The organism is Nitrosomonas sp. (assembly GCF_024282095.1).
In the GTDB taxonomy this organism is placed as follows: Bacteria; Pseudomonadota; Gammaproteobacteria; order Burkholderiales; family Nitrosomonadaceae; genus Nitrosomonas.
In genome coordinates this window covers 29679-55496 of the sequence record NZ_JAMWZS010000008.1, presented here as the reverse complement: position 1 = coordinate 55496, position 25818 = coordinate 29679, and the positions used below count along the sequence as shown (strand labels likewise).

General features: G+C 47.2%; 24 protein-coding genes. 14 read left to right on the top strand and 10 right to left on the bottom strand.

Going from position 1 to position 25818, the window contains the following annotated elements:
• The first annotated feature begins 49 nt into the window (after nucleotides 1-49).
• Nucleotides 50-2869, top strand: coding sequence for an excinuclease ABC subunit UvrA (gene uvrA, locus Q0K92_RS03930; protein ID WP_297324503.1), 2820 nt, complete (start codon nucleotides 50-52; stop codon nucleotides 2867-2869).
• Nucleotides 2866-4137 (top strand): glycerate kinase, encoded by a 1272-nt coding sequence (locus Q0K92_RS03925; RefSeq protein ID WP_297324502.1) that lies wholly within the window; start codon nucleotides 2866-2868, stop codon nucleotides 4135-4137. Before uvrA ends, Q0K92_RS03925 begins: the two co-directional genes overlap by 4 nt.
• Here the strand turns inward: Q0K92_RS03925 and Q0K92_RS03920 are convergent.
• The 4 genes from Q0K92_RS03920 to Q0K92_RS03905 all read right to left on the bottom strand — a co-directional run bounded on the left by Q0K92_RS03920 (nucleotide 4127) and on the right by Q0K92_RS03905 (nucleotide 7116).
• Nucleotides 4127-4693: a hypothetical protein gene (locus Q0K92_RS03920; protein WP_297324501.1), complete on the bottom strand. Its 567-nt coding sequence runs from the start codon at nucleotides 4691-4693 to the stop codon at nucleotides 4127-4129. The genes Q0K92_RS03925 and Q0K92_RS03920 overlap by 11 nt on opposite strands.
• A 7-nt stretch (nucleotides 4694-4700) precedes the next feature.
• Complete coding sequence (locus Q0K92_RS03915; RefSeq protein ID WP_297324500.1) at nucleotides 4701-5147, bottom strand: hypothetical protein; 447 nt, start codon at nucleotides 5145-5147, stop codon at nucleotides 4701-4703.
• A 148-nt stretch (nucleotides 5148-5295) separates the two neighbouring features.
• Complete coding sequence (locus tag Q0K92_RS03910) at nucleotides 5296-6492, bottom strand: porin (protein ID WP_297324499.1); 1197 nt, start codon at nucleotides 6490-6492, stop codon at nucleotides 5296-5298.
• Between the two features lie 459 nt (nucleotides 6493-6951).
• Nucleotides 6952-7116 (bottom strand): hypothetical protein, encoded by a 165-nt coding sequence (locus Q0K92_RS03905; protein WP_297324498.1) that lies wholly within the window; start codon nucleotides 7114-7116, stop codon nucleotides 6952-6954.
• A 269-nt stretch (nucleotides 7117-7385) separates the two neighbouring features.
• Between Q0K92_RS03905 and Q0K92_RS03900 the strand changes: the two genes are divergently transcribed.
• From Q0K92_RS03900 to Q0K92_RS03890, 3 genes are all read left to right on the top strand, one after another.
• Complete coding sequence (locus Q0K92_RS03900; protein ID WP_297324497.1) at nucleotides 7386-8330, top strand: S49 family peptidase; 945 nt, start codon at nucleotides 7386-7388, stop codon at nucleotides 8328-8330.
• A gap of 112 nt (nucleotides 8331-8442) precedes the next feature.
• Entirely contained in the window at nucleotides 8443-8964 is a 522-nt protein-coding gene (locus Q0K92_RS03895; RefSeq protein ID WP_297324496.1) for an SRPBCC family protein, read from the top strand.
• Nucleotides 8965-9067: 103 nt separating this feature from the next.
• Nucleotides 9068-10102 (top strand): methyltransferase, encoded by a 1035-nt coding sequence (locus Q0K92_RS03890; RefSeq protein WP_297324495.1) that lies wholly within the window; start codon nucleotides 9068-9070, stop codon nucleotides 10100-10102.
• Between the two features lie 53 nt (nucleotides 10103-10155).
• Here Q0K92_RS03890 and Q0K92_RS03885 read toward each other — a convergent pair whose 3' ends face one another.
• The 5 genes from Q0K92_RS03885 to Q0K92_RS03865 form a co-directional block, all read right to left on the bottom strand.
• Complete coding sequence (locus Q0K92_RS03885; RefSeq protein ID WP_297324494.1) at nucleotides 10156-11241, bottom strand: ADP-ribosylglycohydrolase family protein; 1086 nt, start codon at nucleotides 11239-11241, stop codon at nucleotides 10156-10158.
• Nucleotides 11242-11293: 52 nt separating this feature from the next.
• Nucleotides 11294-12100, bottom strand: coding sequence for a GTP cyclohydrolase FolE2 (folE2, locus tag Q0K92_RS03880; protein WP_297324493.1), 807 nt, complete (start codon nucleotides 12098-12100; stop codon nucleotides 11294-11296).
• A gap of 67 nt (nucleotides 12101-12167) precedes the next feature.
• Nucleotides 12168-14012 (bottom strand): 1-deoxy-D-xylulose-5-phosphate synthase, encoded by a 1845-nt coding sequence (dxs, locus tag Q0K92_RS03875; RefSeq protein ID WP_297324492.1) that lies wholly within the window; start codon nucleotides 14010-14012, stop codon nucleotides 12168-12170.
• A gap of 34 nt (nucleotides 14013-14046) precedes the next feature.
• Nucleotides 14047-14940: a polyprenyl synthetase family protein gene (locus Q0K92_RS03870; RefSeq protein WP_297324491.1), complete on the bottom strand. Its 894-nt coding sequence runs from the start codon at nucleotides 14938-14940 to the stop codon at nucleotides 14047-14049.
• A complete protein-coding gene (locus tag Q0K92_RS03865) occupies nucleotides 14930-15187 on the bottom strand; it encodes an exodeoxyribonuclease VII small subunit (protein ID WP_297324490.1) in 258 nt (85 codons plus the stop codon). Before Q0K92_RS03865 ends, Q0K92_RS03870 begins: the two co-directional genes overlap by 11 nt.
• Nucleotides 15188-15568: 381 nt before the next feature.
• Here Q0K92_RS03865 and Q0K92_RS03860 point away from each other — a divergent pair, with 381 nt between their 5' ends.
• From Q0K92_RS03860 to Q0K92_RS03820, 9 genes are all read left to right on the top strand, one after another.
• Nucleotides 15569-16054: a hypothetical protein gene (locus tag Q0K92_RS03860; protein ID WP_297324489.1), complete on the top strand. Its 486-nt coding sequence runs from the start codon at nucleotides 15569-15571 to the stop codon at nucleotides 16052-16054.
• 127 nt (nucleotides 16055-16181) lie between these two features.
• Nucleotides 16182-17333 (top strand): N-acetyltransferase, encoded by a 1152-nt coding sequence (locus tag Q0K92_RS03855; RefSeq protein WP_297324488.1) that lies wholly within the window; start codon nucleotides 16182-16184, stop codon nucleotides 17331-17333.
• Entirely contained in the window at nucleotides 17330-18142 is an 813-nt protein-coding gene (locus Q0K92_RS03850; protein ID WP_297324487.1) for a nucleotidyltransferase family protein, read from the top strand. Before Q0K92_RS03855 ends, Q0K92_RS03850 begins: the two co-directional genes overlap by 4 nt.
• Nucleotides 18139-19218 (top strand): LPS export ABC transporter permease LptF, encoded by a 1080-nt coding sequence (gene lptF, locus Q0K92_RS03845; protein WP_297324486.1) that lies wholly within the window; start codon nucleotides 18139-18141, stop codon nucleotides 19216-19218. The genes Q0K92_RS03850 and lptF overlap by 4 nt, the downstream gene beginning before the upstream one ends.
• Nucleotides 19215-20276, top strand: a complete 1062-nt coding sequence (gene lptG / locus Q0K92_RS03840; RefSeq protein WP_297324485.1) for an LPS export ABC transporter permease LptG — start codon at nucleotides 19215-19217, stop codon at nucleotides 20274-20276. The genes lptF and lptG overlap by 4 nt, the downstream gene beginning before the upstream one ends.
• A 103-nt stretch (nucleotides 20277-20379) precedes the next feature.
• Nucleotides 20380-21618, top strand: coding sequence for a CDP-alcohol phosphatidyltransferase family protein (locus Q0K92_RS03835; RefSeq protein ID WP_297324484.1), 1239 nt, complete (start codon nucleotides 20380-20382; stop codon nucleotides 21616-21618).
• Nucleotides 21619-21634: 16 nt separating this feature from the next.
• Nucleotides 21635-23629 carry a diacylglycerol kinase family protein gene (locus tag Q0K92_RS03830; RefSeq protein ID WP_297324483.1) on the top strand — a complete coding sequence of 665 codons (1995 nt, stop codon included), beginning with the start codon at nucleotides 21635-21637 and terminating at the stop codon, nucleotides 23627-23629.
• Nucleotides 23630-23693: 64 nt separating this feature from the next.
• Complete coding sequence (locus Q0K92_RS03825; protein WP_297324482.1) at nucleotides 23694-24341, top strand: DUF2959 domain-containing protein; 648 nt, start codon at nucleotides 23694-23696, stop codon at nucleotides 24339-24341.
• 194 nt (nucleotides 24342-24535) lie between these two features.
• Nucleotides 24536-24898: a septal ring lytic transglycosylase RlpA family protein gene (locus Q0K92_RS03820; protein WP_297324481.1), complete on the top strand. Its 363-nt coding sequence runs from the start codon at nucleotides 24536-24538 to the stop codon at nucleotides 24896-24898.
• Between the two features lie 19 nt (nucleotides 24899-24917).
• Here the strand turns inward: Q0K92_RS03820 and nadC are convergent, their stop codons facing one another.
• On the bottom strand, nucleotides 24918-25772 hold the full coding sequence (nadC, locus tag Q0K92_RS03815) for a carboxylating nicotinate-nucleotide diphosphorylase (RefSeq protein WP_297324528.1): 855 nt from the start codon (nucleotides 25770-25772) through the stop codon (nucleotides 24918-24920).
• Nucleotides 25773-25818 lie beyond the last annotated feature (46 nt).

Sequence of the window (25818 nt, the reverse complement as noted above, 5' to 3'; positions counted from 1 at the left end):
TTCCAAAAAGTTGGGTATATTAGCAGGTTGACTCATACATAGATAGTTCATGGAATCCATAAAAATACGCGGGGCGCGCACCCACAATCTGAAAAACATTCAGCTCGATCTGCCACGTAACAAGCTCGTTGTCATTACCGGGCTATCAGGGTCGGGCAAATCCTCACTGGCATTCGATACGCTCTATGCGGAAGGTCAGCGCCGCTATGTGGAATCACTTTCAGCCTATGCGAGACAGTTTCTTCAACTCATGGAAAAACCCGATGTTGATTTGATTGAGGGGCTTTCACCTGCAATTGCCATCGAACAAAAAGCAACTTCGCATAACCCACGCTCGACGGTAGGCACAGTGACTGAAATTCATGATTATCTGCGTTTGCTGTTTGCCCGGGTCGGTGATCCGCACTGCCCAGAGCACAATATTATCCTGACCGCACAAAGCGTTTCGCAAATGGTCGATCATGTGCTGCAACTTCCACTTGACACGCGCTTGATGATTCTTTCACCGTTGATCGTGGAACGCAAAGGTGAACAGGTTGAGTTATTTGATGAGCTGCGCGCGCAAGGTTTCATCCGCTTACGGATTGACGGAGAAGTGTATGAAATTGATGCAATGCCCAAATTGCAGAAAACTAAGAAACATACGATTGAGGTTGTCATTGATCGCCTGAAGGTTGCTCCGGATGCCAAGCAACGGCTTGCTGAATCATTTGAAGTGGCATTACGCCATTCCGATGGACGTGCGTTAGCAGTTGAAATGGATACCGGCCAGGAACACCTTTTTTCCGCCAAATTCAGTTGTCCCGTGTGCAGTTATTCGTTGTCCGAATTAGAACCCAGGTTATTTTCATTCAATAACCCATTGGGCGCTTGTCACAAATGTGACGGTCTGGGGCAAATCACCTTTTTTGATCCAGCGCGCGTAGTCGCTTTTCCACATCTTTCACTGGCCGCAGGTGCGGTAAAAAATTGGGATCGACGCAATCAGTTTTACTTCCAACTATTAACAAGTCTCTCCAAACATTATGAATTTGACTTGGAAACGCCATTTGAAAATCTGGATGACTCTATTCAGAACATCGTTCTGCAGGGCTCCGGTAAAGAAAAAATACATTTTTCCTATTTAACGGAAGGGGGGAAGAAGCACCAGGAGACACATGCTTTTGAAGGAATCATCCCCAATCTAACAAGGCGTTATAAGGAAACAGAATCGCAGACCGTGCGTGAAGAGTTATCAAAATATCTCAATGCACAAACCTGTCCGGAATGCCAGGGTACGCGTTTATGCCGGGCTGCGCGTCATGTGCATGTTGCCGGGCAGGCGATTTTTGAAATTAGTGCTTTCCCGTTGAAAGCAGCCAAACTATTTTTTGACCAAATCCAATTATCAGGTCAGAAACAATCGATTGCTGAGCGGATCATCAAGGAAATTTCCAGCCGCCTGCAATTTCTCAACAATGTCGGATTGGATTATTTATCGCTGGATCGGTCGGCGGATACGTTGTCTGGCGGTGAATCCCAGCGTATCCGCCTCGCCAGTCAAATCGGCTCCGGCTTGACCGGTGTCATGTATGTTCTGGATGAACCTTCCATTGGTTTGCATCAACGCGATAATGGTCGCCTGTTGGATACGCTTAAAAATCTGCGTGACCTCGGCAATAGCGTCATTGTGGTTGAACATGATCAGGATGCCATACAAATTGCGGATTATGTGGTGGATATGGGGCCCGGCGCTGGAGAGCACGGTGGCTTTATTGTCGCTCAGGGCGATCCGCAAGCTATCCAGGAAAATAGCGATTCTCTGACCGGCAAATACTTATCGGGGAAATTATCGATCAAAATACCGGAGCAACGTCACGAGCTGATTAAAGATCGAATACTGCGCATTGATGGTGCATCCGGTAATAATCTCAAAAACGTCACACTGAATCTACCGGTAGGATTGTTTGTCTGTGTGACTGGCGTTTCTGGATCCGGCAAGTCGACGCTCATTAATGAAACACTGCATCGCGCAGTGGCCCGGCACCTGTATGCCAGCAATGCCGAACCCGCACCCTATCAACACATTGAAGGTCTGGCTTTTTTCGATAAAGTCATCAATATGGACCAAAGCCCTATCGGACGCACGCCCCGTTCCAATCCTGCGACTTACACTGGGCTATTTACACCCATCCGCGAGTTGTTTGCCGGTGTACCACAGGCGCGCGAACGCGGTTATGCGCCTGGCCGGTTTTCCTTCAATGTCAAAGGCGGACGATGCGAAGCGTGTCAGGGCGATGGCGTGATCAAGGTGGAAATGCATTTTCTGCCGGATATCTATGTCACCTGCGACGTATGCCATGGCCGACGGTATAATCGTGAAACCCTGGAGATTCAGTATAAAGGCAAGAATATCAATGAAGTACTGCAGATGACTGTGGAAAATGCATTTGAATTTTTCAATGCAGTACCGGTCGTTGCACGTAAATTACAAACACTTCTGCAAGTGGGGCTTGGCTATATTACGCTGGGACAATCCGCTACGACGCTCTCCGGTGGTGAAGCGCAGCGGGTAAAGTTATCGCTGGAGCTTTCCAAACGTGACACGGGACGTACGCTGTATATTCTGGATGAACCGACTACGGGTTTGCATTTTCAGGATATTGATCTACTGCTGAAAGTGTTACACAGACTGCGGGATCATGGTAATACCGTGGTAGTGATTGAGCATAATCTGGATGTCATCAAAACTGCGGACTGGATTATTGACTTAGGGCCGGAAGGCGGCGACGGCGGCGGTTGTATCATCGCTGAAGGCACGCCTGAAGCAATCGCAGCCAATAACAACAGTTTTACCGGCCATTACCTGCAACCCATGCTCGCAAAATGAATCCGCGCAGCTGCTTGCTGGAAAGTTTCTCAGTCGCGGTTAAAGCAGCCGATCCGCTGCATATCATACCACAACATCTACCGGATCCTCCGCGAGGTCGCACGCTCGTTGTCGGTGCTGGTAAAGCATCTGCGGCTATGGCGTTGGCGGTTGAGAATTCCTGGCCTGCCAATGCGCAACTGGATGGTTTGGTTGTCACCCGTTATGGGCATGCACTCCCCACGCATAAAATCAGGGTGATCGAAGCCGGGCACCCCATTCCTGACGAAAACGGGGAACTGGCATCACGAGAGATTTTGGCTGCGGTCAAAGCGTTAAAATCCGAAGATCTACTACTATGCTTGTTCAGTGGCGGGGGATCCAGCCTGCTTTCTCTACCGATCGTTGGTGTTTCATTGCAGGAACTCCAAGAGATTACTCAGCAATTATTGCGATGTGGTGCCAGCATTCAGGAGATCAACACCGTCCGCAAACACTTGTCGGCCATCCAAGGCGGCAAGCTGGCTGCAGCTTGCAAGGCTCCCATACTGGCGTTAATTATCTCGGATGTGACCGGAGATGCAGCAACCCATATTGCTTCTGGTCCCTGCGCACCAGATCCAACCACCTTCTCTGATGCACTGGCTGTGCTTGATCGCTACCATTTGGATGTATCGCCAGCGGTCAGGCAGATTTTATTGACAGGAGCGGAACGCGCAGTCGATGAAACGCCTAAGCCCGATGCTTCCATTTTCACCCATGTTGAAAACAGAATTATTGCCAATGCTCATCAATCACTGATGGCAGCAGCGGATTATTTCCAAAGTCTCAACATTGCCACCTTGATACTCGGCGATACAGTAACTGGGGAATCCCGGGAAATTGCCAAAGGCTATGCAGCGCTTGCCAAAGAAATCCGCTTACATCCGCAATTGTTAAAGGCGCCAATAGCGCTGTTATCAGGTGGCGAAACGACAGTCACTATCCGGGGCAAGGGACGCGGAGGTCGTAATTCAGAGTTTTTATTGTCACTGCTGATTGAGCTTGCTGGTCTGGAGAAGATTTATGCACTTGCTTGTGATACCGATGGGATAGATGGCACAGCAAACAACGCCGGGGCACTCATGACGCCTGATTCACTCATTCGCGCCAAGGCGCTTGGATTGAATGCTGCCGCATTGTTAGCCAATAATGATGCTTATACATTCTTCCGGCACCTAAATGATTTGGTGGTGACTGGACCGACCTATACCAATGTCAATGATTATCGCGCCATTCTTATTCTTTAATCGAACAGGCGCGACCAACGAAATCGGTTCGTGGATTCCGATCAATTTGTATGGATGATAAGATCAATCCCTGCTGAAACCATCTTTTGATGACGTACTCATAAAATTCCTGATTTCTTGGTGTTTGATAAGTCAAAGCCAATTTTTTGCCGCGCTCTGTAAGCACGACATGCCCTAAATCCAGGTAATTATTTGCATCATGCTGGAAACCTATTTTTGTCGGCTTACCGCAGTAAAATAGCCGTGTATGCTTACCAAATCCCTTTTTAACGAAACCATTGGTGTCGAAAATAAGTAAACCAATTGCTTCAAGATGTTTTAATGTTGCTGATGTAATCCCTTGTTTTGTATAAACCACATCCGCCACGTCAAAGATCAGTGGCAATGGACCGCCCTGGATCCACAAGAATTGACACAAAGCTTCAAAAAGTTGGCGGTCATTTTGGTTCAAATCCGATGTAAGATTTATGTTACCGTTAGATAAGCTATTTTCTGCGTGAGATGTTCTGAAGGTAATGAATTGCACAAATGTTGCCAATAAATTACTTATTTTCATACCTGAACTAATTCCCGGATTTTTCTTCCACTTTCTCAAGCGTCTTTTCGGTAGGTTGGGATTCTGTTACGGATGAATCCTCCCGAGAATTTTCTTTAATCTCTTTTGCTGTCGTATCGGTTTTATCTTTATGTTTCGGCGTATCTTTTACCTTGCGAGATTTAATCTCCTTATTGATCTCAGCAAGAAATGCAATATTATCTTTACGCTGTTTTTCACTTTTATACCAAGATGCACATGTGACCGTACCCATAATTATTAATAGGACATTCATGACATCAATGCCATCAAGAAAGAAAAATGCTACTCCGGTTGAAATGGCAAATGCCCCTAAGAATGCTGTAAATAACCATAATTTTGAACCGGATCCTGAACTATTATTTCGACTGTTCCATGCTTCAAGGCTATCACGCGTAGTGATCAGTTCTTCATCAGTCCATTTTTTCATACTCATAACTACACAATCTCCGCTAAAAGTTTTTCAGTAATTTCCTGAAGTATAAATTTACAGCAGGAAAAAGACTAATCAGATTTACTATATTTCTTTCTAAAAATAAAAAAGGCACCAATTGGTGCCTTTTTTATTAAGTCAACTCTGCTGATTAGAAATTGTGACGCATACCCACTGAATAGGTATTGCTATCTCTGAATAATGAATTTCTATCATCTACCATTGCGCGTTGGTAACCGCCAAAAAGGCTAGAGCGTTTGCTGAGATTATGTATCAAACCAACCGTGAAGCTGCTCACTTCGCGTTTTGCTGCGAGAGCAGTTGCATTGGCATCTGTCATACCGCCTTGAGCGATAAAGCTGGTGTTGCCCCAATCATACTGACCACCCGCAAACCACAGATGTCCATCACCACCCAGATTCATCGCTGAATTACACTGTCCGCGTGAATCACCCAAGCCTGTTGCTGGATTGCCTAATGCAGCAGCATTGGTACAACTTGCTGCACCCACCGCGTTGCTAACTCTTTCGTATTGACCGCTGAGTTTGAAGTTTTGGAAACCCCACATCAAACCACCACGCCACACATGCTCATTGTTAGTCAAACCTAAATTTGTTCTTTGACGGGTACTGATGTTATCACGAGAGTATCCACCAAACGCACCTAGGTTATGTCCTGCTACTTTCGCTTCATATTTACCTGCGACTTGGAAGTCCCATTCACCATCTTCACCACCAGAATTAGAGTTGCTTCCAGCGTAAGGGCCTGTTGCAGCGATAATGTTAGCTGGGTCTAATCTGTTGGAGTCGCCTGGCATCAATATACCTGCGAAGCTGAAGCCTTCAACTTTTGGTGAATCATAACGAACAGCACTGTTCACGAAACCATTCGCACCTGATCCTAAACCATTGGCTGATGCAGTCATGGTACCGCCGCTGCCGGAAGCTTGCAGAGTTGTGTATGAAAATGCATCAATGGTATTACCACCGGCAAAATCTTTAAATGGAGATTGAACGCGACCAAATTTCACTTCACCCCAGTTGTCGTTAGCCAACCCAACCCATCTTTCCCGTGCAATACCTAGAGCACCACTGCCTGTACTGAAGCCATATTCAACATGTGCTTTCGCTTTTAATCCACCGCCCAAGTTTTCGGTGACATGCATACCCCATCTTGATTTGCCGGTATCATCACCGATATGGGCTTGACTACTTTGTTTATCGCGGTTAACCGTAGCATATTCAGCCTGAACACTACCGAAAAGTGTTACATTGGTTCCTTGTGCTGATGCAACCATTGGGACTGCAAGTGCACCGGCTACTGCCAGCGAAATAAGTTTCTTCTTCATACGGAAGTTCTCCTTTAATGTTAAAGCGACTGGGGGTGTCTCTTTTTGCCTTGCTACACTCCGATGGAATGTACCCCGTTGTTCGGACCCTCCATGTTGGAGGGTTTGATTGGATTGTGCCCAACACGGAAGTGTATCGCAAGGAAAACAAGCAAATTTTGTAAATTAAATAACAACTATGTTGTAAATAGACAACATGGCTGTTGCTTTTCTGGCTATAAGATTTGCTTATTTCTTTAATTATCAATTAAATACAATGCATTTGTCATCTTATTCAAGATAATTCCGGTCTTGGACCCAACAGACCTGTATTGTTTCTAATTGAATCTGCTGTTTTCTGTTCAGGAATTTAATTCAATAGGCAGTATCTTATTGTATTTATAGATGTATTTGTGGTCATTTATTCACAACTACTGCGCAATTAGGGGATGATATTGATTGATCAGACCTGAAGAAGATTTAACTTGCGATTCCCCGTGGTCTTGCCACGGGGATTGTTTGTGCAGCATTTGGACGGGTTGCCCTCCTTGGTGGCTTATCCTCGAAAATTTTGTTGGCAGCTTTTTCAGATTCATGCAGATACTTTTTGTGCGCGCCATCGATGACTGCTTCGAAATGTGTCATTTCGCTCTGGTTCGCAGGGGCGGTGTGAATTTTGCGCACATCATCCGCCAGTTTTGTCCTGCTTTTCGCCGTGCAAAGATCAATTGGTCAATTCTGAATTAGCAGAAGGAAGCAGTTTTTAATTAGCATCAATATCTTGTCATCACGGTAAATTTCATTTATTCAGAGAACGCGAAATTTATTACTATTTCATTTTCTTATGATTGTGATAATTCAGCTTATTAGTTTAGACTGCAGTAATTCTAATTTTGATTTGTGAGTATGTATAAATGGATGAACCGAAAGTGAAGAATGAGGGTTGGGAAAAAAATTTATTAGAAAATATTGTCTTGGCATCCGTACGTGAGCAGCGTCGTGCACGTAATTGGGGGATATTTTTTAAGTTATTATTCTTTATATATATTTTTGCGTTGTTATTTGCTGCATTAGGGTGGATTGATAATGGAAAAATACGAATCACTGATAAACATACAGCACTCATTGACTTGCGAGGAATCATAACTGCGGATAGTGCTAGTAGTGCTGATAAAATCAATGCCAGCCTGCAATCTGCGTTTAAAGACAAGAATACTCAGGGAGTTATATTACGAATTAATAGCCCCGGTGGAAGCCCGGTGCAAGCGGGTTATATTTATGATGAAATAAAGAGACTGCGGGTTAAATACCCTGAGATACCGCTTTATGCAGTGATTGGGGATATTTGCGCTTCAGGCGGTTATTATGTGGCTGCTGCTGCAGATAAAATCTTTGTAGATAAAGCAAGTTTGGTAGGTTCAATCGGTGTTCTAATGGACGGTTTCGGTTTTGCCGGCACTTTAGAAAAATTAGGTGTTGAGAGGCGTTTACTAACGGCGGGTGAGAATAAAGGATTTCTTGATCCTTTTACACCGATGGATCCAGTTCAGAAAAATCATGCGACAGCTATGTTAAAAGAAATTCATGAACAATTTATCCATGTAGTGCGGCAAGGTAGAGGCGAACGTTTAAAAGATGCACCGGATATATTCAGCGGTATCGTATGGACGGGGCAAAAAAGTATTGATTTAGGGCTTACTGATGCGCTAGGTAGTGCGGAATATGTTGCACGTGAAATAATTAATGCGGAAGTATTGGTTGACTTCACACCTCACGAAGGTTTTGCAGATTTATTTGCGAAACGATTTAGCCAAGTTGCACTGAATATTCTGGCTAATAGTGAGTGGTCTTTTAGATAAGACCAGATCCTAAAAGTGCTTGAAATCGATTCTTTATTCGTTTAACGTCTCAGCTAATTGCCAATCATTACACTGATTCTGGGCATCCGTCGGTCAGAAAGGGGCAAGCAATATGTTCAATTTAGGTTCTATGCTCAATTTAGGCTCCACCGAGCCGGTCATAGGTAGAGCGCATACTGTCGTGGAGTGTCCGGCCGGTGAAATTTTTCGGTATCTTGGAGACGGCCTGTTCGAAAATTATCCCAAATGGTCGCCAGAAGTTAAAGAACTTCAACAGATCACCCCAGGCCCGGTAAAGTTAGGAACCGAAGGGCGGCAAGTGCGTATCGACCAAGGGCGTCGTACCGAATCGAAATTTAAAATTTCTACGTATGAGCCCGGCGTGCGTTTAACACTGGTCGGGATTTCCGATCCTTTTCGTTGTACGTATGAATTACAGGTTATCAATCCTGAACATTCAACCAAACTGACATTCTCTTTTGAGCTGCTTGAAATTCTGGCGATCATGCGACCTTTCGAGGGATTAGTCCGTGCTGCCATCAAGGATGGCGCTGAGCGAACGGTCCAGAATATCAAGCGCTTGGTGGAAACGGAAAAATCCATGAAAGCTTCCACCCATCAAGAATTACTGTGAATCATGCGGCACAGCGAGCAACCTGAGTATCTACCAATAAATTAAATAATAAATACTTGCGATTGGTGTATTGGGTAAGCCAATTAAAGGTAAAGGAGGATTGATGGCACAAGATGCTTTTTCCAACATTCGGGCGCCGCGAGTCGATGATCGTCCGGTATGGGATGTGGTTTTTGCGGTATATGGTTATCCGGCATTGCTGCTGGCGCATCGACTAAAAGTTTTTTCTTTGCTGGCAGATGGTCCGCGTACATTAACAGACATTTGCGATTCTCTCAGTATCAAGCAACGTCCGGCAGAGGCTATCTTGACCGCAGCTACCGCATTGGGTTTTTTATCGTTGCAGGAAGAGCGTTATTCTCTGACCGTAGTATCAGAGGAATATTTACTGGAAAATAGCCCCAATTATTTCGGATTTTTCTGGGATCTGATGATAGACAACTATCAGGTATCTTCCTTCGCAAGCTTGGAAAAAGCAGTGTTGACAGATTCTCCACAAGCTTATGGCGGCGGTGATATTTTTAAGACCCATGAAGAACAAATTGAATTGCTGCATCGCTTTACGCGCGGCATGCATAGCATCAGTATCACATCAGCATTCGTTTGGCCCGAGGTCCTGGATTTTTCCCGGCATCGCGTGATGCTTGATGTTGCGGGAGGTTCTGCGGCACATTCGATTGGTGCAGCAATAAAGTTACCCGACCTGAAAGTAATATTTCTGGATTTTCTTCCGGTATGCGAGCTTGCCCAGGAATATATTAGTCAGTATGGCTTGCAGGAACGGATCAAAACACATGAAACCAATATTTGGAGTGATCATTGGCCTTCAGCTGATCTGCATTTTTTCTCAAACATCTATCACGATTGGGCACCGGAGAAGTGTCATTTTCTGACCGCAAAGAGTTTTAATAGTCTCGAATCCGGCGGGCGCATCGTCATCCATGAAATACTCTATGATGATCAGAAGACAGGTCCTTTCGCCTCTGCAGCTTTCAGTATGTTGATGATGGGCTGGACCGAAGGCAAGCAATACTCCGGTCTGGAATTATCATCGATGCTCAAGGAAATAGGATTTGAGGACATTCAGATTCACAAAGCTTTCGGCTACTACAGCATCGTAACTGGTCGCAAACCCTAGCTCTTGCTTGTTTCATTCCACCAGCATGGAGTTAGTTTAATTTTTGTTGGATATTAATCGGGGTCGTTTATCTGGGTAGCAAGATCCATCGCAAGACCCTTGAGTGTGTCACCATCGTCAAGTCCGTCAAGAAATCGTTGCGGAATACCGGAAAAGCCTACTTGAGCGCCGACAAGTGCGCCGGTAAGAATGGCGCGTGCCTGATTCTGTCCGCCACCATTGACCGCATGCAGCACGGCAGACTCAAAATTATCCCGAAAACGGGCGGCAAGATAATAGGCGGCAGGGAGCTGGTGATAGATGGCACAAGGCATGCCGTAAACAATCGACACCTTCCACGCCGGTTCTATGCGTATATCTGCATCAGCCGCAGCTTCAGCCATATAAGATGGCGTGAGCAGGGCATCTGGTGACGCGAATCGTCCGGCACGAGGCGGATCGGGATCACCCGGGCGGGGTGGTTGCAAATCGGCAAAGGTGACGGCATGGAAGGGTAGTTTTCCGGTTTTTACCAGTCCCATCAGTTTCCCGGATAGCGTTTTATCCAGCGCATGTCCTCTTACCAGCATACCCAGCACCGCAGCATACGCTACGGTCATCGAAATCACGGTATCATCGATCTGGGTCAGGCGGGTATTGCTTGCGACTGTGGTAGCAAGCTCGGTAGGCTGAAATGCGTAGCGAACTGCAAGCGCCAGCGTGCGCTCAATTGCTTCCGTGTCATCCGCATGACCGCCGGTTTGTCCCCACGGCAATTTCTGCTCCACCCGCCGCCGCCATGCTTCTCGAATTGATTGGCTGGTGTAACCGCCTGGTCCACCCATCGGCGTGCCATCGAGAAACGGGAAGAGGTCTTCATCCATGCGGCGGCAAAAATCCGCTTCATTGTATTCGCCCTGCGCAACCAGGGAGCGCAGCATGAGTGTGAGAATAATACCTGCTTGAGAGGGTTGGCCAGCTTTGCGTTCGCTATGATAGCGACCAGGTTTGGGATCGGTATAGGTAGTAATCCATTCGCCATAGTCACGCCGAAGCTCAGCGAGATCGTAATACCAATGAGGGCCAAGTGCCAATGCGTCACCGACAAATGCGCCCATGATGGCACCGGCAGCGCGCTGTTGAGTCATCGTGTCCGGCATGACGCTCTCCTAACGGGCTGTTGATTAAGACGGTTACTCAGGAATGACGTAATTACTGGCGGCGTTTCTTATCATTCTCAATCAGCGCATATGCTGAATGATTATGAATCGACTCAAAATTCTCCGACTCGACCACATAGGCATCAATACGCGCATCATGATTCAGCACTTCCGCGATATCTCTGACGATATCCTCCACAAACTTGGGATTATCGTAGGCCTTCTCGGTCACATATTTTTCATCCGGCCGTTTCAGTAAGCCATAAAGTTCACACGACGCATTATTTTCGGCAATCCTGATAACGTCTTCGATCCATACAAAACTGTTGGTACGCACGGAAATGGTGACATGTGAGCGTTGATTATGTGCGCCATAATTGGATATTTTCTTGGAACAAGGACATAAGCTGGTAACGGGCACCACGACTTTCATGGTAAAGAGGTATTCATTATTTTTAATTTCACCTATGAATGTCACTTCATAGTCCAATAAGCTTCTTACTTGTGAAACAGGTGCGGATTTATTGATGAAATAAGGAAAAGTCATCTCAATATGACCGGAATCCGTTTCCAATTTCTCGATCATTTCCCGCAAAATTACCTGGAATGACTCAACAGAAATTTCCCGTTCATGACCATTGAGTATCTCGACGAAGCGAGACATATGTGTGCCCTTGAAATTGTGCGGCAAATTCACATACATGTTGAAAACTGCAATGGTATGCTGTATTCCACCATCCTTATCCGCTACAACCACAGGATGACGTATGGCCTTAATGCCAACCCGGTCGATCGCAATACGCCGGGTATCGGGTGAACTCTGTACATCAGCAATCGGTAAGTCTATCTGTTTATTCATGTTTATCTCCTGTGCAACAAGATATGCCTGGCAGCAATCCGATCAAACATGACCGACTCCCAGAAACCTACTCAGGCAATATTGATCGCACTGATTTAATAAGTCCATTTTTGTCCAATCCGCAATCTACAAGCATCTGCGCAGGATCACCCTGATCGATAAAAATGTCCGGTAATCCTAATTGTAACACTTGGGCACCAATTCTCTGACTGTTGAGGGATTCTGTCACAGCACCGCCAGCTCCACCCATCACGGTATTTTCTTCCACGGTAACCAGCAGATCATGGCTGGCAGCCAGAGATGCCACTAGATCATCGTCCAACGGTTTGATAAAGCGCATATTAGCCACCGTGGCATTCAGTTCTTCTGCTGCTTCCAGACACGGTGTCAGCATGCTGCCAAATGCCAGGAAAGCAATCTTTTTCCCCTGTCGCCGGATTTCGCCCCGGCCGATCGGCAATGCCTGCATTTCCCTTTGAACCTGTACACCGGTTCCAGTTCCCCGTGGATAACGTACCGCTGATGGCGTGTCCAGTTTAAAGGCGGTATATAACATCTGCCTGCACTCATTTTCATCAGAGGGTGCCATGACAGTCATGTTTGGAATACAGCGCAAGTAAGACAAATCAAAACTACCCGCGTGTGTTGGGCCATCCGCGCCCACCAAGCCGGCCCGGTCGATGGCAAATACCACCGGTAAATTCTGGATGGCGACATCATGGATCAATTGATCATAAGCACGCTGCAGAAAGGTTGAATAAATCGCCACGACCGGCTTTAAGCCGTCACATGCCGCACCAGCCGCGAATGTCACCGCATGTTGCTCGGCGATACCCACATCGAAATAACGCTCAGGATATTCCTGTGAAAAGCGCACCAACCCGGATCCCTCGCGCATTGCCGGAGTAATGCCGATCAAGCGGGAGTCTTGTGCCGCCATGTCACACAGCCAATCACCAAATATCTGTGTATAGGCGGGCTTTCCGGCTGATTTGGCAACAATTCCTTTTTCCGGATCAAACTTGCCAACACCGTGATACAGAATGGGATCTTCTTCCGCCACCTTGTAACCGGCACCTTTACGGGTAACCACATGCAGAAACTGCGGTCCCTCCAGGAGCTTGATGTTGTTCAGTGTAGTAACCAGAACATCCAGGTCATGGCCGTCGATCGGGCCAATGTAATTAAATCCGAATTCTTCAAATAGCGTACCGGGTGTGACCATACCTTTGACATGCTCTTCCGCGCGTTTGGCCAATTCCAGCATGGGTGGCACGACACCAAGTACTTTCTCGCCGGCACGGCGCGCCGTGGCATAGAATCGTCCGGACATCAACTTGGCTAAATAGTTGTTGAGTGCTCCGACCGGCCGTGATATCGACATGTCATTGTCATTCAGGATAACCAGCAAATTGGCATCCATCACACCGGCATTGTTCAGTGCTTCAAATGCCATGCCTGCACTCATCGCACCGTCGCCGATAATCGCCACTGCACGCCGATCCGTCTTGTTTAATCGCGCCGCAACCGCCATACCCAGCGCGGCGCTGATCGAGGTACTGGAATGCGCGGTGCCGAATGCATCATATTCACTTTCATCGCGGCGTGGAAATCCGGCTATGCCGCCCTGCATGCGCAGCTTGCTCATGCCATCTCGCCGGCCTGTCAGAATTTTGTGCGCATACGTCTGATGACCGACATCCCACACCAACTGATCATACGGTGTATTAAAAACGTAGTGTAGTGCAACGGTCAATTCGACGGTACCCAGATTGGAAGACAAATGTCCACCGGTTTTTGCGACCGATTCAATCAAGAAGCTACGGAGTTCCTTGGCAAACTGCGGTAATTTCTTTTGATCCAGTTCACGTAATTGGGATGGTGAATTAATGATATCTAACAGTGGATACATTCAAAACCTGAAAATAAAAATAATGAGGAAAATGCTAGAACTTACGTTTAATTATAAAATCGGTTACTTGACGCAACCTTAATGCAGCTTCACCAAAACCATCTAAAGCCTGATCGGCATCATGCTGTAATTTTTCCGCCAATTCACGCGCTTGGCTAATACCCAGAATACTGACATACGTGGGCTTGTTATTTTCAGCATCTTTACCGGCGGTTTTGCCCAATGTGGCCGTCGTTGCTTCAGCGTCCAACAGATCGTCAACCACCTGAAATGCCAAACCGACACATTTGGCGAAATGATCCAGCTTACTCAACTGATTATCATCCAAGCGGTTGCTGCAACGGGCTCCCAGCATCACGGCAGCACGAATCAACGCACCGGTTTTATGGATATGCATGAACTCCAGTTCCGGCAGACTGAGTGCCTTGCCGACACTGTCCAGATCAAATGCCTGTCCTCCTGCCATACCACGCGAACCGGAAGCCAGTGCCAATTGTGTGATCATCGCTAATTGCGTCTCGGGCGTATCAGCCAGACGTTTTTCCGCCAGCAACTCAAACGCGAGTGTTTGTAAACTATCACCCGTCAACAATGCCGTGGCCTCATCAAATTCGATATGACAGGTAGGCTTGCCACGTCGCAGAATATCATCATCCATACAAGGCAGGTCATCATGCACTAGAGAATACGCATGAATAAGTTCTGTCGCCGCAGCAACAACCGTCACGCGTTCGACATCCGCATGTGCAAGTTCTCCCGCTGCAAAAGACAATAAAGGCCGCACTCGCTTTCCGCCGCCCAAGACAGCATAACGCATTGCCTTATGCAATCGAACAGGAACACAATCAGCGGCAGGTAATCGGGACTCAAGAAACGTTTCGATACTGGCTTGACAATTACTGGCCCAGCTTTGAAAGTCAGCGCTCATCACTGTCAGGTCTTGTAAAATTTTTTAACATGTCTGCTTCAAGTATTTTTACCTGTTGTTGCGCACCTTGCAGTGTATTCTGACAATATTGCAATAATTCAACTCCGCGCTGATAAGCTGAAAGGGAAGCTTCCAATGACATTTGTCCTGTTTCCATGGTTGCCACTATTTTTTCCAGCTCAGCCGATGCCGCCTCAAAACTTTCTGGCTGAGATGCCGCAGCATTTTTAGAAGACTTGGATACCATACATACAAAATTAAATAAATTAAGTGCTTCTCAGCTATTACAAAACAGGTAAAAATAACGCAATAAGCACTATCAGGTCAATTCAAATTTAGTAATGCGAGTTATTATCCCCCTTACAGGCTCCGCATCACTATCTGAAAAACCACATGAATCAACAGGTATGCGCAGTTATTAATTTTTTACAGGAACTATATGTTGCATATCAGCATAATTTTTTAGTTGGCAAGCTGTTAAACAGTGCAAAATAACAATATTGATACATAGATTTTACTATGGCAAGATAATGCGCTGCACAAACATTAACAGAATCAAGTAAGCATTCAATTAATTAACTACTTGAGTTTGTTTTTTCAATATACTTAAAACTGGATTGAGACGACCTTGGACGAAAATATTAATCAAATCACCGGATATTTTGAGACTGTACCGTTATGGCCATTTGTTTTGTTTGGCTTTTTGGGGTTAGTGGCTGTATTTGTTGAAATTCTTAATCGCAAACGCCGCGCCAATGCGATTGATAATTTTCGCTATACCATTGAAACACAATTGGAGCTTCTGTATCCAACCCATAAAGGCTGGCCCAGAAATATCAATACTTACCTGTGCTCTCGTCTACCCGAAATGCAGCAAAACTTTGAGGTTTTGCGCGTATTCATTCCACAGGATCGCCTGCTGAGTTACAACACGGATTGGAATAATTTTTGTGATTTCTGCCGGAATATCACTGATGAGAAGTGTGCTGTTGCTGAACAACCTTCAGCATCCGATCATGCTGCGCCTACCAAACAATCCACAAATAAGGAACCGGATCCCAAAGAAACTTTTCATCGATTGGTATCGAATTTACTCAAACATACTAATTTATAAAAAAACCTTCTTTTTTATCATACTTAACTGATGCAGTGAACTGGCTGCATTACTGATTTAAACTATTTAGCGAACCGATCAGTTATTCTTGATCCAATGATCATTCAAACGACAGCGCTCATCTGCTATGAATAAACACGATAAACCGGGCAATTCCAAAGTAACGGTGCGTCCGGTCATGTCTTATCGTGATATGGGCAAATTCATTGACGTACCTTGGCATGTTTATGCCGATGATCCGTTGTGGGTACCGCCTTTACGTTTGGAGCGGCGCTTTCACTTTTCCCGTTTCAATCCTTTTTTTAAACATGGCGAATGGCAAGCCTGGGTAGCCTTTCAAAATGGCCAAGCGGTTGGACGCATCAGTGCGCAGATCGATTCCTTGCACCAAGAGCGCTACGGTACAGACAGCGGTCATTTTGGCCTGTTCGAATGCATCGACGACGCAGAAGTATGTGCTGCACTGATGCTAAATGCAGAAGCATGGCTGGCATCCCGGCAAATCCGCCGAGTCAGCGGGCCATTCAACCTTTCCATCAATCAGGAGTGCGGCATTCTGGTCGATGGATTCGACACGCCGCCGGTCATCATGATGCCCCACTCACCGCGTTGGTATGGACGCTTGCTGGAAGAACAAGGGTATCAGCCGGTAAAAGATTTGCTGGCCTATAAAGTCAGAGTCGATTTTGAAATACCGCGTGTCATGCAGATATTGATCAATCGATTTTCTCCAAAAATAAAATTACGTACACTGAACCGCAATCAATTCGATGCGGAAATGGAAATGCTGCGGGATATTTTTAACGATGCCTGGTCTGAAAATTGGGGATTCATCCCCTTCACACGAGAAGAATTTGCTGAACTGGGCAGCAGTCTGCGTTTGTTGTTGCCCGATGAATTCATTCAAGTCGCCGAAGTCGATGGCAAGCCTTCAGCATTCATGGTGGGATTGCCTAATCTCAATGAAGTCTTGACTGAATTAAACGGTAGCCTGTTTCCATTTGGCTGGCTCAAACTGGTCAACAGAATCAGAAATCATCAGATCCGCACAGGCCGCATACCGCTGATGGGCGTACGTAAACAATTTCACAATACGCCACTGGGTCTGGCATTGGCTTGCCTGGTCATTGATGCGCCACGGCAAGCGGGAATCGCGCGCGGCATCCAGGAAGTTGAAATGTCATGGATACTGGAAGACAACGTCGCCATGCGCAGTATCCTTGACAGCATTGGCAGCGAACAATACAAACGCTATCGTATTTATGGAAAAACATTGTGAGCGCTGAATCCTATCCAACGCCGCAGCGTTTCGCCGCACTGGTTCTGGCTGCTGACCGCACCAATAAAGATCCCATCACGCAACACACCGGCGCAGCCTGCAAAGCCTTTGCACCTGTTGGCGGCGTTCCGATGGTTATCCGTGTTGTGGATGCGCTGGCAGCTTGCGATCTGATTACCTCGATTACTCTCTGCGGCCCTTCCGAATCCTTGCTCCTGCATTGTCCGGAATTAAAACAACGGATCGCATCCGGACAAGTAACCTGGCTGCCGAATCTGGATTCGCCCAGTCGCAGCGCTGAAAGCGGTCTCAGTCATGTACCGAGCGATACGCCGGTATTATTGACTACTGCCGATCATGCCTTGCTCACACCCGATATCGTGCAACGTTTTTTACACGACGCCCTGGCAACGCAGTGTGATGCTGCTGTTGGCACGATCAGGCAGCAAGACATCGCCGCCGCATTTCCAGGTTCAAAACGCACCGTCATACGGCTGCGCGACGGTGGATTCTGCGGCTGCAATCTGTTCATGTTCAATCCTCAGGGGCGGATGCTGGTCGGATTCTGGCGGCAAGCTGAAGAGCTGCGCAAACGTCCCTGGCGCTTGATCGGACAAGTGCTTGGATTCAAAATGGTACTGTCTTATTTGTTTGGGTCGCTCACACTACAGCAGGCATTAGCCGCCGTATCAGAAAAATCAGGGGTAAAAATACAGGCCGTTGTGCTTGATAATCCTCGTGCTGGCGTAGATGTTGATAAAGTAGAAGACTTAGTGCTTGCTGAGTCGATACTCAAAACCGATATATGAAATTAATTGAGCGGTACATCGCGCGCGAAATATCGCTGCCCTTCACGGTAGTCATTTTGATTCTGGTTGGCTTATTCGCCAGCTTCAGCAGCGCCCGGCTTTTGGCTGGCGCTGTTACCGAAACATTGGGCATCGCCGCACTGCTCAAACTGGTATTTCTAAAAACGCTGATTGCACTGGAAGTACTCATTCCTATTGCACTCTATATTTCTGTCATTATCGGTCTGGGCAGACTCAACAAAGATCAGGAATTGAATGTAATCCGCTCTGTCGGCGTCAGTGGTACGCGCATTGTCCTTACCGTACTGACTGTGGCAATACCGGTTGGTATCGCCAGCGGCATGCTGTCATCGTATGTACGGCCTTGGGCTTATGCGGAAAGTTACATATTGGACGCGCAGGCTGAAGCGGACTTAAATACCAACCGCTTTCAGGCCGGGCGTTTTTATGGCAGTGAAAAGACCGGCAGGGTGGTCTATGTGCGCAGCAAAAGTGATGTTGATCAGCAAATGCAGAATATTTTTCACTATATCAAGAAGCCGGACAGCAGTGAAATCGTCATTGCCAGGCAAGCTCGCCAGATTCAGCCAACAGCGGAAGAACTGAGACCGCATATTCAATTATCCGAGGGTGTGGTATATCAATTAACCAATGCAGCAAGCATTGATGAGGTCATTCAGTTCAGGAACATGACTTATTTCATTGATAATGACTTTGTTCTGAATTACCGGCGCAAGGCCGCCGCCACGAGAACGCTGTGGGAATCCGATCAGCCGCGGGATATTGCGGAATTGCAATGGCGCATTTCCCGCCCGCTTGCTACCATCCTGCTGGCTTTAATCGCGGTGACGTTTATTCGCACCACGCCGCGCCACGATAAAACCGATCGAACGTATCTGATCGCAGCGCTTGTTTTCGCCGCCTATTATAATTTGACCGGACTGGCCAAAACCTGGGTCGAACAAGGCGTTGTGGGTAGCGTGCCGGGCGTTTGGTGGTTATATCTGCTGATGTTAGTCGCGCTTGGCATCTATGCATTGAAATCAAAGCGCAAACGATTCCCGCGTCAATCATGATCATTTATCGCTATATCGTTTATCAAGTGGCGATCGGTTTCATGATTGCCACAGCGGTTTTGTTACCGTTATTCAGTTTCTTTGATTTATTGGATCAATTGGAAGATGTCGGCAAAGGCACCTATCGCATCAAAGATGCATTTTTATACACAGCCATGTTGGTGCCGCGCAGACTTATCCAAATTGCACCTTTTGTTGCTTTATTGGGTACAGTGATTGCGCTTGGAAAACTGGCAGTTCATTCGGAATTGATCGCTTTACGGGTTGCCGGAATTTCACCTCTGCGCATCAGTCTCGCACCTTTAAGCGTTGGTATATTACTGTTGCTGAGTGTCGCGATCCTAGAGCAATTTGTCGCGCCCCAGTTGCAGCAAAAAGCCATTACCAATCGTGCTATCGCGCTGGAGCTCAGTGCCGAATTAGGCAGGAATCTGGGAATCTGGACGCGCAATGAGCACAATATTCTGCGCATCGGCCAGATGATGCATGCCAAAAGAGCAGCCGATATTGAAATCCTGCAACTAGATCAGGAAGGTTTTTTACTCTCGCACACCCTGGCCCAATATGCAGATATCAAAGATGACGATAGCTGGGAATTAAACAATGTAATCGTCAGAACATTTAAAGACGACGAGATTTCAGCGACCCGTCTTGCTTCATTAAACTGGTCGTCGTTTCTAAACCCGGACGATATTCTAACCCTCACCAAATTACCCGAAAGCCTGTCACCGCTTGAATTGGTAAGGCATGTGGAATTCCTGCGCAGCACCGGTCAGGATACGGATTCGTATGCGTTGGCGCTATGGCGTAAATTGGGCAGTGCACTGATGACGATTGCAATGCTGCTGTTGTCGATTCCGTTTGTATTTGGATCGATTCGCACCGGCTTGAGCAATAAACTGGTGTTTGCTGCGTTGATCGGCATTGCCGTTTATCTGCTGGATCAAATTATTGCGAATACGGGTTTGATATTACGTTTAAACCCGGCATTCATCGCACTGGTACCGGGTTTTGCCATGATCATTCTAGCAACTTTATGGTTACGCAGAACTTTTTAACACGAATGGGTTAGTGTAGTATCAATGCCTATATAATTGCGCAGTCTTGTTTTATCCATGACAGATCTTTCATAACTCAGACAAAACCCAATCACTACAACACATGTCGACTTCAACCTATATCTATATCTTCGGTGAAATTGAAACCAAAATTTGGGGACTAACCGGCCGTGAGCGTTTGCAGCGCATGTTGAAAACGAGAGAACATATCATCCTTACTGAGGATGTAGAAAAAATTCCTTCCGGTGCTGCTGTATTATTCCTGAACGCCAATTTTCTGTTTGATGCCCGGGTACTCACCGCATTGCTCGGCATGGAGAAAAAAACAGCGCTATACAGCGACGAAAATTGTCCCGCCGCGATACGTACCGATGGCGATCAAGCGCAGCAATTACTCAGGAATCTCAACAATAACAAGAGCCAGAATTATCGCTTTGTGCTGCTGACCATTCCGCGCATTGGTTTGAAGGATCTGCAAATAGACTTCCAGCAGAATCTGAAAAAGAAAGATCCGCCTTATATTTTGCCCATCAGCGAAGAAAATCGCCCGTTATTGGAACAGGAGCTGTTTTCCGGGTCGTATAAGGGCGTGACCGATCTGGTCACCAAATGGCTCTGGCCGGTACCGGCATTCTGGGCGACACATTACTGTGTCCGGGAAGGCTGGCAACCCAATCATGTCACGTATCTCAGCGTCGTTTTGGCCGTGTTGGCTGGGGTCGCATTCTGGTTCGGGTTTTTTGGCATGGGTCTGCTCATGGGATGGTTCATGACCTTTCTCGACACCGTGGACGGGAAACTGGCACGTGTTACCGTGACGTCAAGCCGACTCGGCGATGTACTGGATCATGGTCTGGATATCATTCATCCACCACTCTGGTATCTGGCTTGGGGAGTCGGTTTGGCAAGCACGCTCACGCCCATTACCGGCTTGGGAATACTGATGTGGCTTATGTTCATCGGCTATGTCGGCGGACGTTTGTGCGAAGGCATGTTCCAGTTCTGGTTGGCACACTTTGATATGTTCATCTGGCACAAATGGGATTCCTTCAATCGGCTCATCACCGCCCGGCGCAATCCGAATCTTTTGTTGCTCACGTATGGATGGTTGACCGGCCAACCGGATTTCGGGCTTTTGTTGGTCGTTGCATGGCATTTGATCTCAACGGGTATACTGGTATGGCGCTTGATGACCGGCTGGAAAACCAAGCAAAAAGAAGGATCACTGAAATCCTGGCTGCAGGATATCGATCCGGCACGTGACCGGGAAATATGGGCGGTCAAAATATTCACGCGCGCCCCGATCAATCTCAAAAAGCCCTATCCGGTATCATCCAATTAATCGTTTATCACACCCAATGACATTACAAGCACGGATTGACCGCTTGAGAAGCGGGACAGCCAAAGTTGGTTGCCTGCTCAACCCACTGGGAGGCCAGACACGTAAATGTCAACCGGCTATCCGGCAGGCATTGAGCGAAATACCCGGTATCATGGTCTACGAAGCTACCGATGCGATCACTTTCAAAAGTGCAATTGATCAATTGCTCCGAGCGAATATCGATTTACTGGTGATTGTTGCGGGAGACGGTACGACGCATGCGATCCTCGGTCATTTGTTTGCTGCATTGGCGCCTGCGAAATGGCCTGTGCTGATGGTCATACCGGGCGGTACCACCAATATGACGCCATTGGATCTGGGAATGCGTGGCAAACCCGAACAAATCCTGCGCCGCTTGCGTGATTATCTATTACGGCCAGTGGAACCCAGGCTGGTACAGCGTCCCGTACTACGTATCGAGCAGGCAGGAATGGGGGCAATCTATGGCATGTTCTTCGCTGTCGGACTGATTGCACGCGGCGTCAAATTCTCGCGCAGCCCGGTCAAGCAAATCGGAATTACCGGCGGCATTTTTACTTCTTTGATCATGCTGCGCTCGCTCGCCGGCATGATGATCGGTATGCTATCTGGCCGCCATCAGAATGAATGGGCGCCGGTCACAATGACCATGATGCAAGCCGATGGGCGAACTCATCAAGGCACTTATCTGTTCGCACTGGTCAGTGCATTGGATTGCCTGTTGCTTAACATTCGTCCCTACTGGGGAAAAGAACCGGCGCCGCTGCATGTGACATTGGTCGATCAACACCACAAACGCTTGTGGCGCTCAATATGGCCGTTAATTTCAGGCGGCGGCGAAGTGCTGCGGGAAAAAGATGGTTATTACAGCCATAACACCCGTTCCTTAACGCTGCAAATGGATGATGAGTATATTGTGGACGGTGAATTGTATCGATCTGCCAGTACCAACAAACCGCTACGGATTACTGCCACCAATCCTGTGACATTCTTAGTGCTGGAAGGCGCTGTTAAGACTATGACTAATACTAAAGCCACATCCACCGAACAACTGCCCATCCGGCTACTCAACGAAGTCGCTTGGGAAAGCAACAAGGCGGTATCTCCCGATCTCGTCCCGTTGGTGGATGTGCTCATCATGCGCTTTGGCGAGTCACTGGATGCCGTGATTCTGTATGGCTCCTGCTTGCATTCCGCCATTAGCCTGGAAGAAGGCATTGTCGATTTGTATGTCATCGTGGATAGCTACCACAAGGCTTATCCCGAGCGCTATTTGGCCAACTTAAACGCTTGGCTGGCACCGAATGTTTTTTATGTGGAAGTACCGCATCAGGGAAGAACGTTACGCGCCAAATACGCCGTCATTTCAACACACGACTTCAGGCGTGGTGCGCAGCATTGGTTTCATCCGTATATTTGGGCGCGTTTTGCGCAACCGTCACGGTTGCTGTACTGCCGTGATGATGCTGTGCGGGAACACATTTATGCTTCGCTGGCGCACGCTGTTGTCACTTTTTTAAAATCGGGAGCCGCAGCACTCGAGGCAGGTATATTCGATGTGGAAGAAATCTGGACCCGCTGTCTGATGCTTACCTATGCCGCTGAATTGCGGGCAGAGCGCGAAACGCGCGCGCGCCATCTGGCGCAGGCCAACCTGGGTGCATTTACCCGCCTGACAGAAGTGGCAGCTCCCATGCTGCAAGGCATATTGGAAAAACTAGACAATGGAAAATACCGCTGCCTGACCGATCCAGCGACACAACGACAGGCACTGTGGCGCTGGCGTTTGCGCCGTTGGCAGGGAAAAATTCTGTCGATCCTGCGCTTATCCAAAGCCACGTTGACTTTCAACAATAGCGTCGAATATGCGGCGTGGAAAATTGAGCGGCACACCGGTGTGCGCGTCGAAATTACCCCGATGTTGCGTCGCCATCCCATCTTATGGGGTTTGAAAGTAGCTTGGCGGTTGTTACGGCGAGGTGTGTTACGTTAAATCCGACCACTTCGTAGCAGACAATAAAAATCAACAACCTGTAGACCTTTTAATGGAGAACAACATGAACACTCTGTCCCGTTTATTCATTCTTTCAATAGTGCTGATGCTGACAGCCTGCACCACGATGTATCTCGAAGGCCTGGAAAAAATCGGCATTCCGAAACGCGATGTGATGGTGTCGCGAGTTGAGAAAGCACGCGATACGCAGGAAGAAACCAAGGAGCAATTCAAATCCGCACTGGAACAGTTTACTGCCGCCACCAACTTTAGCGGCGGTGACCTGGAAGCTACCTATAAACGGCTTAATGACGCGTATGAAGCCAGCGTCAGCAAAGCCGACGAAGTCAAAACACGAATTGCGGACATAGAAAGTGTTTCCGAAGCGTTATTCACCGAATGGAAAACGGAAATCACGCAATACAGCAACGCCTCGATGAAACAAAGCAGTCAGAAAAAACTTGATAGCACGCAAGCGCATTACCGTCAGTTAATCGCTTCGATGAAACAAGCCGAAGCCAAAATCGAACCGATCCTTACCGTGTTTCACGATCAGGTCATGTTCCTCAAACACAACCTCAATGCCCGCGCCATTGCTTCGCTCAAAGGCGAATTGGGCACGATCAAATCCGATGTATCCGCGCTGGTTGCTTCGATGGAAAAATCAATCAATGAAGCGAATGCATTCATTAGCACGATGGAACAAAAGTGATGGATGTAAAAATTGCAAGCTGTAAATGCGGGTAAAATTGTACTCAATTCTCAAAAACCAACCGTGCGAATGCCTGTAAACTGCCACCGCCGCAATCCACATCGATTGTCTCGCTGTGGATTGGTATAAAAATCATCAAATTAATCGGTTTTCAGTATTACTGGCATGCTGATATTTTGCAGAGGAAATTTTTTATGAATAAATGCGTTACTTCACTATTATTTCATGGCACTGTTGCTTTTATCACACTAAATTCCTGTGTTGCCCTCGCGGGAACAGGCAATGCCGTCCACTATCACGATAAGTATCAAGGTAAGAAAACAGCGAATGGGGAAGTTTTTGATCAAAATAAACTGACCGCTGCACATAATAAATTTCCTTATGGGTCGCAAGTCAAGGTCACTAATTTAGCAAATAACCAAAGTGTCATCGTCAAAATCAATGACCGCATGGCACAACATAATCAAAATATCATCGATGTCACAAAACATGCAGCTAAAAAGCTGGGATTTTTTGGAAAAGGGCGCGCACAAGTCAGCCTTGAACAAATAAGATAAATATGTCATTAACGGCCTGTTAAACAAAACGCATTGACAGATCGATTGCCTGAATATTTTTAGTTAAGCCGCCGACGGAAATCCGGTCAACCCCCATTTCAGCCACCTGACGCACATTATTCAGTGTGATATTGCCGGATGCCTCCAAGATGACTCGTTCACTGCTCCGCTGGCGAGTCAGCGTAACTGCATCGCGCAACTGATCCAGCGTAAAATTATCCAACAACACCATCGTGGCGCCAGCCGCCAGCGCCTCATGTAATTCCTGCAACGATTCCACTTCAATTTGAATAAAAACATCCGGCGGCGCGATTTCCCGCGCTTTCATCAAAGCCGGTTTGATGCCACCCGCTGCGATGATGTGGTTTTCCTTGATCAGAATGCCGTCATACAGGCCGATGCGATGATTGACGCCGCCGCCGCAGGTTACCGCGTATTTCTGCGCCAATCGCAAACCTGGCAGGGTTTTGCGCGTATCGACGATAAGCGTTTTTGTGCCGGCGATGGCATCGGTAAAGCGCTTGGTGTGTGTTGCTACGGCGGACAGCATCTGCAGAAAATTCAGTGCGGAACGCTCCGCGGTCAACAGTGCGCGGGCTGGCCCTTTGATCGTGCAAAGTTGTTGCCCGGCTTGAACATAATCCCCATCCCGGGCAAGCCAGTCGATCGTTGTTTGCGGCGCCAACGTCAGAAAACAGATCTCAAACCACTGCATTCCGCACAATACCGCGTTTTCCCTACTGATTACCAATGCGTTTAATTCCTTGTCCTGCGGAATCAATGCCGCCGTCAGGTCGCCCGTACCCATATCTTCCGCTAACGCACGTTTTACATTGTCATTAATTTCATCGAGTAAATTGTTCAATTTCTTTATGCACCCAAGCTGTTCACTTACTATGGTCGAACAGATAGTATATAGG